Origin of the sequence: Streptomyces sp. NPDC087270 (assembly GCF_044744625.1) — a bacterium.
In the GTDB taxonomy this organism is placed as follows: domain Bacteria; phylum Actinomycetota; class Actinomycetes; order Streptomycetales; family Streptomycetaceae; genus Actinacidiphila.
Genome location: NZ_JBIUYR010000012.1, coordinates 277,269 through 288,077 on the forward strand (window position 1 = coordinate 277,269; position 10,809 = coordinate 288,077).

At 73.1% G+C, this 10,809-nt stretch carries 10 protein-coding genes and 1 pseudogene; 8 read left to right on the plus strand and 3 right to left on the minus strand.

Annotated elements, in window-relative coordinates:
* Positions 1 to 50 precede the first annotated feature (50 nt).
* On the plus strand, positions 51 to 938 hold the full coding sequence (locus ACIPAE_RS24760) for a DMT family transporter (protein ID WP_329363251.1): 888 nt from the start codon (positions 51 to 53) through the stop codon (positions 936 to 938).
* Between the two features lie 435 nt (positions 939 to 1,373).
* Here the strand turns inward: ACIPAE_RS24760 and ACIPAE_RS24765 are convergent, their stop codons facing one another.
* Entirely contained in the window at positions 1,374 to 2,147 is a 774-nt protein-coding gene (locus ACIPAE_RS24765) for an enoyl-CoA hydratase/isomerase family protein (RefSeq protein WP_402447935.1), read from the minus strand.
* A 324-nt stretch (positions 2,148 to 2,471) separates the two neighbouring features.
* On the opposite strand from ACIPAE_RS24765, the gene ACIPAE_RS24770 reads away from it, so the two are divergent.
* Entirely contained in the window at positions 2,472 to 2,954 is a 483-nt protein-coding gene (locus tag ACIPAE_RS24770) for an ATP-binding protein (RefSeq protein WP_329363248.1), read from the plus strand.
* Positions 2,955 to 3,059: 105 nt separating this feature from the next.
* Here ACIPAE_RS24770 and idi read toward each other — a convergent pair whose 3' ends face one another.
* Together idi and ACIPAE_RS24780 are read right to left on the minus strand one after the other, a co-directional pair.
* Entirely contained in the window at positions 3,060 to 3,668 is a 609-nt protein-coding gene (idi, locus tag ACIPAE_RS24775; RefSeq protein WP_328471304.1) for an isopentenyl-diphosphate Delta-isomerase, read from the minus strand.
* A 207-nt stretch (positions 3,669 to 3,875) separates the two neighbouring features.
* The gene (locus ACIPAE_RS24780; RefSeq protein WP_329363245.1) at positions 3,876 to 4,829 is read right to left on the minus strand and encodes a cation diffusion facilitator family transporter; all 954 of its coding nucleotides are present in this window, start codon (positions 4,827 to 4,829) and stop codon (positions 3,876 to 3,878) included.
* Positions 4,830 to 5,211: 382 nt separating this feature from the next.
* On the opposite strand from ACIPAE_RS24780, the gene ACIPAE_RS24785 reads away from it, so the two are divergent.
* The 6 genes and pseudogenes from ACIPAE_RS24785 to ACIPAE_RS24810 form a co-directional block, all read left to right on the plus strand.
* A complete protein-coding gene (locus tag ACIPAE_RS24785) occupies positions 5,212 to 7,095 on the plus strand; it encodes a DUF5941 domain-containing protein (RefSeq protein WP_402447965.1) in 1,884 nt (627 codons plus the stop codon).
* The gene (locus tag ACIPAE_RS24790; RefSeq protein ID WP_329363244.1) at positions 7,092 to 7,844 is read left to right on the plus strand and encodes a phosphocholine cytidylyltransferase family protein; all 753 of its coding nucleotides are present in this window, start codon (positions 7,092 to 7,094) and stop codon (positions 7,842 to 7,844) included. Before ACIPAE_RS24785 ends, ACIPAE_RS24790 begins: the two co-directional genes overlap by 4 nt.
* Complete coding sequence (locus tag ACIPAE_RS24795) at positions 7,832 to 8,893, plus strand: iron-containing alcohol dehydrogenase family protein (RefSeq protein ID WP_329363242.1); 1,062 nt, start codon at positions 7,832 to 7,834, stop codon at positions 8,891 to 8,893. Before ACIPAE_RS24790 ends, ACIPAE_RS24795 begins: the two co-directional genes overlap by 13 nt.
* On the plus strand, positions 8,871 to 9,650 hold the full coding sequence (locus tag ACIPAE_RS24800; RefSeq protein ID WP_329363240.1) for a CDP-alcohol phosphatidyltransferase family protein: 780 nt from the start codon (positions 8,871 to 8,873) through the stop codon (positions 9,648 to 9,650). The genes ACIPAE_RS24795 and ACIPAE_RS24800 overlap by 23 nt, the downstream gene beginning before the upstream one ends.
* Positions 9,651 to 9,658: 8 nt before the next feature.
* A complete protein-coding gene (locus ACIPAE_RS24805) occupies positions 9,659 to 10,534 on the plus strand; it encodes a glycosyltransferase (RefSeq protein WP_329373746.1) in 876 nt (291 codons plus the stop codon).
* A gap of 82 nt (positions 10,535 to 10,616) precedes the next feature.
* Positions 10,617 to 10,809 (plus strand): annotated as a pseudogene (locus ACIPAE_RS24810) (ABC transporter permease); the annotation flags it as partial.

The following is a 10,809-nucleotide window of genomic DNA, read 5'->3' on the forward strand; positions in this document are numbered from 1 at the left end:
GGAGGTCGCCAACGCCGGACGTGCCCAGGTCCGGGAGCTACAGTGACGGCGTGGCCGTGTTCCTGCTCGGCGTAGGTGCCGCCTGCTGTCTGGGCCTGGGGTTCGTGCTGCAGCAGCGCGCGGCGGCCCGTGCGCCGCGGGCGGACATCCTCTCGTTCCGGCTGCTGCTGGACCTCATCCGGATGCCGGACTGGCTGCTGGGCGTCGGGTTCATGGTCGCCGGCCAGGTGCTCAGCGCGATCGCGCTCACCCACGGCGAGGTGTCCCTGGTCGAGCCGCTCACCGCCACGAACCTGCTGTTCGCGATGGCGCTGTCGCGCTGGCTCACCCGCCAACCGCTGGGCTGGAGCGGCTGGGGCGGGGTGGCGCTGCTCGCGCTCGGCGTGACCGCGTTCATCGTCGCCGGGCAGCCGCACAGCGGCGGGCACGTCGCGAGCGCGCTGCGGCACTGGCTGGTGTTCGGCATCGTGGCCGGGCTCGCGCTCCTGGTCACCCTCTACGCGAAGGGCCTCCAGCCGTCCTCCGAGGCCACCTTCCTCGCGCTCGCCGCCGGCCTGATCTACGGCCTCCAGGACGCCCTCACCCGCATCTGCGGGTCCATCGTCGAGGACGACGGGCTCGACCAGCTCCTCGTGAGCTGGCAGCCCTACGCCGTCCTCGGCATCGGCATCACCGGCATACTCCTGGTCCAGTCCGCCTTCGAGGCCGCCCCCCTCCGCATGTCCCTCCCCGCCCTCACCGCCGCCCAGCCCCTCGCCGGCATCGCCTGCGGAATCGGCTTCCTCGGCGACCAGATCCGCGTCACCCCCCTCGCCCTCGCCTTCCAAGCCGCCGGCCTCGCCGCCGTCGTCGCCGGTGTCCTCCTCCTCGGCCGCCACCCCGCGATGCCCCAGGGCCCCACCAAACGCGAACGCCCCGGAGCCACCCGCGTGGCCTGACAAAGCCGAGCATTCCCCAAGGGGCGCAGCCGAGGTGCGGAGGAGCCGAGCGAATATCAGGAGCGCGGCCGAGGCGCGGAGGAGCCGAGCGGATATCAGGGGCGCGGGGAACTGCGCGATCAGCCGCAGCGGGCGGAAGGTCGCGCGACGGCCCGACGGGGCCGGGTGGAGCGGGGCTGCGCCGGGGGAGCCCGAGCGAATATCAGGGGCGCGGGGAACGGCGCGACCAGCCGCAGCGGGCGGAAGGTCGCGTGACGGCCTGACGGGGCCGGGTGGGGCGGGGCTGCGCCGGGGGAGCCCGAGCGAATATCAGGGGCGCGGGGAACGGCGCGACCAGCCACAGCGCCGAGAAGGTCGCGTGACGGCCTGACGGGGCAGGGTGGGGCGTGGGCTGCCCCGGGGGAGCCCGAGCCCCGAGAAGGTCGCGTGACGGTCTTACGGAGCAGGGCGGGGCGTCGCCGAAGCCCAACCCCCCGCGAGAAACGCCTCGGCCCCTTCCGCCGCCTCAGAACTCTCCGCGGCCTGCCGGGCCCAGTAGGCGACACGCTCAGCAGACGGCTCCCCCGCCGCGAACTCCTTCGCGGCGGCCTGCGTGAGCCTCGACCTACTCGTGAGGACCTCCGCGAACCGGCGCACCCGCGCGTCCAGTTCGTCCCCGTCGGAGACCACCTCGTCGATCAGACCGGTCCGCAGCGCCCGCTCCTCGTCGATCAGCTCCGCGGAGAACAGCAGGTACTTCGCGGTGCCGGACCCCGCGAGAGCGACAAGGCGCCGGGTGGAGGCAGCCGGGTAGACGATGCCGAGCCGGGCCGGGGTCACCCCGAACCGCGCCCCCCGCGCGGCGAACCGCACATCGCAGGCGACCGCGAGCTGGCAGCCGCCACCGACGCAGAAACCGCGCACCGCGGCCACCGTGGGCTTGGGGAACGCCGCGAGCGCCTCCTCGGCCGCGAGCGCGGCCTCCTGCGCGGCCCGCCGCCCCTCGGGATCGGCCAGCTCCGAGATGTCCGCACCCGCGCTGAACGCCTCGCCCTCGCCGGTGAGCACCACCAGCCGTACTCCGGGGTCGGCGGCCAGCCCGGCCAGCACCCTGGGCAGCGCCCGCCACATGCCGAGCGTCATCGCGTTGCGCCGTGCCGAGTTGCTGAGGGTGACGGTCGCGGCACCGTCCTCGGTGCTCACCAGCAGACCGGGGCCGAACCGGGACATCAGGTGCTCCTTCGTGCGTGCACGAGCACCGTCCAGGTGCCGCCGGACGATCCTAACCACGCGTGCCGCCCCGGCCCCGACCGCCCCGACCACACACCCGGCGGTCGGTATCCGACGCGCAGCCGATCGCCTCCGGTCCGATCCGATCGCGAAACGCGCAAAGTCGTGGAGTTGCGGTCTCCTGCACGTGCAGGTGCAACAGACGCGGACACTCGACGGGTGAGGCTGATTCTCCCGGTCCTCCCGGCAGCCACGGTTCCCCGGGCGGACGCCTCGGCAGGTCCTGTCGGACGATGTCACGCGAAAGCGATGGTGGGTGCGGTCATGGAGGTCCGCGGGAGTGTCCCGCTCGGTCAGGCCCCGACACCGGCTCCGGTTCCACGACCGTACGAAGGGGTGTGGCGGTTCACCGCTCCCACGGTCGACGCCTCGGTGCCGCAGGTGCGGCGGGGCGTGCGCGCGCTCGTCCACGAGCAGGGCGTCCCCATCGACGACGACACGCTCTTCGGCCTGCTGCTGATCGTCTCCGAGCTGGTCACCAACGCGGTGAAGCACGCCGCGGTGCTCTCGCCCGAGGTCGCGGTCGAGCTCGCGGTGGGCCCCGAGTGGATCAGGATCGCGGTGGAGGACAACCACCCGTACCGGCCGAAGGCGCTGGAGACCGACCACGCGCGCACCGGCGGGCGCGGCCTGGTGCTGGTCAAGACGATCACGGACGAGGCGGGCGGCTCCTGCGACATCGCGCAGACCCCGGGCGGCGGCAAGGTGATCTGGGCGGCGCTCCCGCTGCGCCCGCTCACGTCCTGACCGGGCGGGGCCGCGACCTGGCGCGACACCCGCCCGTATAGCCGTTCACCGACCCGTACGGCCGGTTACCGACCCGAGCCTGCGGTCACCGACCCGCGGTGCCGGTCACCAGCCCGCGGTGCCGGTCACCTCGCGTACCGCGGGCAGCGCCGCGTCCAGCACGGTCTGGAACCACGCCGAGAACGGGCCGTCCTCGCGCAGCTTCGCCAGCTCGTCGGGAGTGGCGAAGAGCGTCTCGCCGATCTCCTCCGGGTCCGGCCGCAGCGGGTCGCGGACCAGGCCGACGTAGAGGTGGTTGTACTCCTGCTCGACCAGGCCCGAGGCCGGGTCCGGGTGGTTGTAGCGGACCGTGCCCGCCTCGCGCATCAGCACCGGCGCGACCCCCAGCTCCTCGGCGGTGCGCCGGGCCGCGGCCACGAACGGCTGCTCGCCGGGGTACGGGTGGCCGCAGCAGGTGTTGGACCACACGCCGGGGGAGTGGTACTTGCTCAGCGCCCTGCGCTGGAGCAGCAGCCGGCCCTCGTCGTCGAAGAGGAAGACCGAGAACGCCCGGTGCAGCCGGCCGGGCGCGAGATGCGCCGACAGCTTCTCCGCCGTGCCGATGGTGACGCCGTTCTCGTCGACCAGTTCGAGCATGATCGGTTCTGCTACCCCGTTCGGGGACGGCACGGTGGCGGGGGAGCCGGGTCGGCCGGTGGCAGGACTGGTTGGCATTTCCATCCTTCGCGTTCGACGACAAGCCCTAAGGGCCCGTCGTTCGGATCTGTGCGGTGAAATCCGGGCACCGCTCCTTCAGCCCGCGGAGATCCAAACGACAGGCCCTTAGTCTGCCTCACCGCCGCGTCTGCTCCGCGCCCGCACCGCCTCGCCGCACCGGCGCCCGGAGGCGCGCAGGTGGTCACCCGGCGGCACCGGGCGCCGTCAGCGGCACAGCCCGGGCTCGTGGGCCGCGTGCCCGGCCGGTTCGAGCTGGAACGTGCAGTGCTCGACGTCGAAGTGCGTGCCGAGGCAGCCCTGGAGGTCGTGCAGCATCTTTTCGTACCCCACCGCGTCGAGCACGTCCTGGCTCACCACCACGTGCGCGGACAGCACTGGCAGGCCCGAGGTGATGGTCCACACGTGCAGGTCGTGCAGCCCCTCGACGCCCGGCAGCGTCTCGATGTGCCGCCGCACCTGCCGCATGTCCACGCCCTTGGGCGCCGCCTCCAGCAGGACGTCCAGCACCTCGCGCAGGAGCTGCCAGATGCGCGGCACGATCAGCACGCCGATCAGCAGCGAGGCCACCGCGTCGGCCTGCCGCCAGCCGCTGACGAGGTAGGTCACCGCGGCCGCCACCACCGCGAGCGAGCCGAACGCGTCGGCCATCACCTCCAGGAAGGCGGCCCTGACGTTCAGGCTCTCCTTCTGGCCGGCCATCAGCACCACCAGCGACACCGAGTTCGCCACCAGGCCGATCACACCGAAGACGATCGTGGCGCCGCCGTCGATGCCGTGCGGGGTGATCAGGCGGCGCACGCCCTCGTAGAAGATGAAGACGCCGACGGCGAGCAGCAGCAGCGCGTTGAGCCCCGCGGCCAGGATCTCGGCGCGGGCGTAGCCGAAGGTGCGGCGCTCGCTCGGCGGCCGGGCGGCGACGTGTACGGCGAGCAGCGCCATCGCCAGGCCCGCCGCGTCGGTGGCCATGTGGCCCGCGTCGGCGAGCAGCGCGAGCGAACCGGTGAGCAGGCTGCCCGCCACCTCGGTGGCCAGCACCAGCAGGGTGATCGACAGGGCGATCCGCAGCCGTCCGCGGTGCGCGCCGCCGGCGGTGGCGGCGACCGGGCCGTGCTGATGGCCATGGCCGTTCCCGTGGCTGTGGCCGATCCCTGCGCCCATCGGCGAGGCCCCCTTCCGCATGCTGATGACGCCCGCAGAACGTCTGCTCGCGTGGTCCCGGCGGCCAGTCAACACCGGTTACCCACCGTGGGCAAGCCGATACTGGAGACCGTTGTCATGTGCGGTGACCTGCGGTGGTGAGGTGACCCTCAGTTGTCGCCGACAGTGATCCGCGAGGTGGTGAGGAGGCATGGATGCCCCAATGTTGTGACGGGCGCCCGGAATCGAGGATGATGATCACACCGGACGGGCCAAGTTCAGGCGAACACGCAGTGAACGACTGCCGACCCGCATCCGATAACCTCGCCGTCGTGTCCGGCCCGGAGCCGCCTGCCGCGGCCTCGCCGGTGCGCCTTCGTACGCATTCAGGGAGTGGGTTCCTCTGTCGACCGCAATTCTCACCGGCCCGCCCGACGCCGGGACGCCGTCGCCGCTCGCGGACGACCTGCGGGCCCTGGGATTCCAGGTCGTGGAGGCCGACGGGCCGCGCGCGGTGGCCGAGCGCGTCGCCGGCGCGCCGCCCGCCGAGCGCGTCGCGGTCGTCGACCGCCGCTTCCGCGGCCACCGCCACGCCCTGCGGCTGGCGCTGACCGACCCCCGCTTCGACGCCGGCGCCGTGCCCGGCGCGCTGGCCGTGCAGACCGCCGCGCGCCCGGCCCTGGCCAGGGCGCTCGCCGACCTGGCCGGAAACGCCGCCGCCCCGGTGGTGGCGGCCGGCCCGGCCGCGGCGCAGGGCGGCGCGCCCACCGCCACCGTCTCCGACGGCGACGTGCTCGCCGACCTGCTCGCCGGGGAACTGGGCCGGCAGGGCGCCGAACCGTACCGGCCGGAACTGGGCGTGCTGGTGGCCCGGGTGGCCCGCGGCCCGCAGGAGCAGGCCGCCGCCGCCGACGCGATCGCCGGCGTGGACGAGGAGGCGGTACGGCTGCGCAGCGCGGTGAAGTCCCGCGACGGCTTCTTCACCACGCACTTCATCAGCCCCTACTCCCGCTACATCGCGCGCTGGTGCGCCCGGCGCGGCCTGACCCCCAACCAGGTCACCACCGCGTCCCTGCTGGTCGCGCTGATCGCCGCCGGCTGCGCGGCCACCGGCACCCGGGTCGGCTACGTCGCCGCCGGGGTGCTGCTGCTCGCCTCGTTCGTCCTGGACTGCACCGACGGCCAGCTCGCCCGCTACTCCCTGCAGTACTCCACGCTCGGCGCCTGGCTGGACGCGACCTTCGACCGCGCCAAGGAGTACGCGTACTACGCGGGCCTGGCGCTGGGCGCGGCCCGCGGCGGCCATGACGACGTGTGGGCGCTGGCGCTGGGCGCGATGGTGCTCCAGACCTGCCGGCACGTCGTGGACTTCTCCTTCAACGAGGCCAACCACGACGCCGCCGCCAACACCAGCCCCACCGCCGCCCTGTCCGGGCGGCTGGACAGCGTCGGCTGGACCGTGTGGGTGCGCCGGATGATCGTGCTGCCGATCGGCGAGCGCTGGTTCCTGATCGCGGTGCTGACCGCCGCCACCACGCCCCGGATCACCTTCGTGGTCCTGCTGATCGGTTGCGGCCTCGCCGCCTGCTACACCACCGCCGGCCGGGTGCTGCGCTCGCTCACCCGGAAGGCGAAGCGGACCGACCGGGCCGCCCAGGCGCTCGCCGACCTCGCCGACAGCGGACCGCTGGCCGAGGCCGTGGCACGCGTCACCGCCCCGCTCGCCCGGCGGCTGCCCGCCTTCGCGCCGCCGCTGCTCGCCGCGATCGGCGCCGGCGCGCTCACCGCGACCGCCGCACTGGCCGCCCGCGGCACCTGGTGGGTGGTCGCGGCCGCCGCGCTCTACGTCGTGACCAGCGGGATCGCTGTCGCCCGGCCGCTGAAGGGCGCGCTGGACTGGCTGGTGCCGCCGTTCTTCCGGGCCGGCGAGTACGGCGCGGTGCTGGCACTGGCGGCCGTCTCCCAGGTGAACGGGGCGTTGCCCGCCGCATTCGGGCTGGTGGCCGCGGTCGCCTACCATCACTACGACACGGTGTACCGCATCCGCGGCGGCACCGGAGCGCCGCCCCGCGCGCTGGTGCGGGCGGCGGGCGGACACGAGGGCCGGGCGCTGCTGGTGGCCGTCCTGTCGGCGGCCCTGGTCACAGGAGCCCACCGCACCGGCTTCACCGTCGCGCTGACGGTGCTGGCCGCCGTACTCGCGCTGCTCGTCGTCACCGAGAGCATCCGCTTCTGGGTGTCCTCCGGGGCGCCCGCCGTACACGACGAATCAGGAGAACCCGCATGATCGGCCTGGTGCTGGCGGCAGGCGCAGGACGGCGTCTGCGGCCGTACACGGACACGCTGCCGAAGGCGCTGGTGCCGGTCGGACCGGACGGCGCCGCGGACGGCCCGACCGTACTCGACCTCACGCTGGGGAACTTCGCCGCGGTCGGCATCAAGCGGGCCGCCGTCGTGGTCGGCTACCGCAAGGAAGCGGTGTACGAGCGCAAGACGGCCCTGGAGGCCCGCTACGGCGTCGAACTGACCCTCGTCGACAACGACAAGGCCGAGGAGTGGAACAACGCCTACTCCCTGTGGTGCGCCCGCGACGTGCTCCGGGAGGGTGTGATTCTGGCCAACGGCGACACCGTGCACCCGGTCTCCGTCGAGCAGACCCTGCTGGCCGCCCGCGGCGAGGGCCGCCGGATCATCCTCGCGCTGGACACCGTCAAGAAGCTCGCGGACGAGGAGATGAAGGTCGTCACCGAGCCCGGCCGCGGGGTGCGCCGGATCACCAAGCTGATGGACCCGGCCGCGGCCACCGGCGAGTACATCGGCGTCACCCTGATCGAGGCCGACGCGGCCGCCGACCTCGCCGACGCGCTGAAGGCCACCTACGAGCGCGACCCGGACCTGTACTACGAGGACGGCTACCAGGAACTGGTCGACCGCGGCCACACCCTGGACGTGGCGCCGGTCGGCGACATCCCGTGGGTCGAGATCGACAACCACGCCGACCTCGCCCGTGGACGGGAGATCGCGTGCCAGTACTGACCCGGCTGGTTCCCTCGCCGGTCGTCGTCGACATCCGCAGGGGCGCGCTCGCCGACCTCTCCCGGCTCCTGGCCGACCAGCGGATCTCGGCGGCCGGCAAGATCGCCATCGCGGTCAGCGACGGCTCGGGCGCCCGCCTGCGCGAGCGGCTGGCCCCCGAACTGCCCGGCGCGGACTGGTTCCCGGTGGCCGGCGGCACCATCGACGCGGCCGTGAAGCTCGCCGAGGCGATGCGCGGCAGCCACTACGACGCCGTGGTCGGCCTGGGCGGCGGCAAGATCATCGACGCGACGAAGTACGCCGCCGCGCGGGTCGGGCTGCCGATGGTGTCGGTCGCCACCAACCTCTCGCACGACGGCATCTGCTCGCCGGTCTCCACCCTCGACAACGACAACGGCAGCGGATCGTACGGCGTCCCGACGCCCATAGCGCTGGTGATCGACCTGGACGTGGTCCGGGAGGCGCCGCCCCGCTTCGTCCGGGCCGGCATCGGCGACGCGGTCTCCAACCTCTCCGCGCTCGCCGACTGGGAACTGTCGCACCGCGAGACCGGCGAGCGGGTGGACGGCCTGGCCGCGGCCATGGCCCGCACCGCCGGCGAGGCGGTGCTGCGCCACCCCGGCACCATCGGCGACGACGAGTTCCTCACCGTCCTCGCCGAGGCCCTGGTGCTCTCCGGCCTCGCCATGTCGGTCAGCGGCGACAGCCGCCCGGCCTCCGGCGCGTGCCACGAGATCCTGCACGCCTTCGACCTGCTCTTCCCGCAGCGGGCCCCCGCCCACGGCGAGGGAGCCGGCCTCGGCGCCGCCTTCGCGATGCACCTGCGCGGTGCCCGCGAGCAGTCCGCGCTGATCGCCGACACCCTGCGCCGGCACGGACTGCCGGTGCTGCCCGAGCAGATCGGCTTCACCGCCCAGGAGTTCGTCGACGTGGTGCGCTACGCGCCGCAGACCCGCCCCGGGCGTTACACGATTCTGGAACACCTCGACCTGTCCGCCACCGAGATCAGGGACGCATACGCCGACTATGCCAAAACCATCAGTAGCTGAGCTGCGCCCCGTCGTTCATCCGGCGGGCGTCAAGGACCGGCGCAGCGGCGAGCACTGGGCCGGTCGGCTCTACATGCGCGAGGTGTCGCTGCGCATCGACCGGCACCTGGTCAACACCCGTGTCACGCCCAACCAACTGACCTATCTGATGACCGTCTGCGGCGTGCTCGCCGCCCCGGCGCTGCTGGTGCCAGGCATAGCCGGTGCCGTGCTCGGCGTGGTCGCGGTCCAGCTCTACCTGCTGCTCGACTGCGTCGACGGCGAGATCGCGCGGTGGAAGAAGCAGTACTCGCTCTCCGGCGTCTACCTCGACCGGGTCGGCGCCTACCTGACCGACGCCGCCGTGCTGGTCGGCTTCGGGATGCGCGCCGCCGACATCTGGGGCAGCGGCCGGATCGACTGGCTGTGGGCCTTCCTGGGTACGCTCGCCGCGCTCGGCGCGGTCCTGATCAAGGCCGAGACCGACCTCGTCGGCGTGGCCCGCCACCAGGGCGGGCTGCCCCCGGTCAAGGAGTCGGCGTCCGAGCCGCGCTCCTCCGGGATGGCGCTGGCCCGCCGGGCCGCCGCCGCCCTGCAGTTCCACCGGCTGGTGCTCGGCATCGAGGCGTCGATGCTCATCCTGCTGCTGGCGATCGTCGACCAGATCCGCGGCGACCTGTTCTTCACCCGGCTCGGCGTGGCCGTGCTGGCCGGCATCGCGCTGCTGCAGACCCTGCTCCACCTCGTCTCCGTCCTCGCGTCGAGCAGGCTGAAGTGAGCACCCCGCTGACGGTCGGCGCCGTCATCATCACCATGGGCACCCGTCCCGCGGAGTTGCAGGACCTGCTGGACTCCGTCGCCAAGCAGCAGGGCGCGCCGATCGAGGTGGCGCTGGTCGGCAACGGCTCCCCGCTGCCGGTGATGCAGCGCGAGCACGTGCGCACCGCCGAACTGCCGGAGAACCTGGGCATCCCCGGCGGCCGCAACGTCGGCGTCGAGCTGTTCGGCCCCGGCGGCCGCGACGTCGACATCGTGCTCTTCCTCGACGACGACGGCCTGCTGCCCGGCGACGACACCGGTGAGCTGGTCCGGCAGGCGTTCGCGCGGGACCCCGAACTGGGCATCATCAGCTTCCGGATCGCCGACCCGCAGACCGGCGAGACCCAGCGCCGGCACGTGCCCCGGCTGCGCGCGTCCGACCCGATGCGCAACTCCCGGGTGACCACCTTCCTCGGCGGTGCCTGCGCGGTGCGCACCGAGGTCATCCGGCAGGTCGGCGCGCTGCCCGAACAGTTCTTCTACGCGCACGAGGAGACGGATCTGGCCTGGCGTGCCCTTGACGCCGGCTGGATGATCGACTACCGCTCCGACCTGGTGCTCCTGCACCCGGCCACCTCGCCCGCCCGGCACGCGGTCTACCACCGGCTGGTGGCCAGAAACCGTGTGTGGCTGGCCCGGCGCAACTTGCCCTGGCCCCTGGTGCCGGTGTATCTCGGCGTATGGCTGGCGCTCACCTTGGTGCGCAGGCCGTCGGGCACCGCGCTGCGCGCGTGGTTCGGCGGCTTCCGGGAGGGCTGGGCCACACCGTGCGGTCCCCGGCGGGCCATGCGCTGGCGTACGGTATGGCGGTTGACCCGGCTGGGTCGACCCCCGATCATCTGACAAGCTCGGATCTGAGAGCATCAGGCGCAGTCCGGGAGACCCCCTGCACCCGGCGCGCACCTTGAGGACGAAAGTGTCAACTGTGAGCGATACCACGCACAATGGTGCGGTCGCCGTCGGTGCCCCGCCGGTGCCCTCGGCCTTTGACGACGGCCTCAGTCCGGCGGAGCTCGCGGCCAAGTACGGCTTGTCGGTCAGTGGTGCTCGGCCTGGTCTGGTGGCTTACACCCGTCAGTTGTGGGGTCGTCGACATTTCATCAACGAGTTCGCGAAGG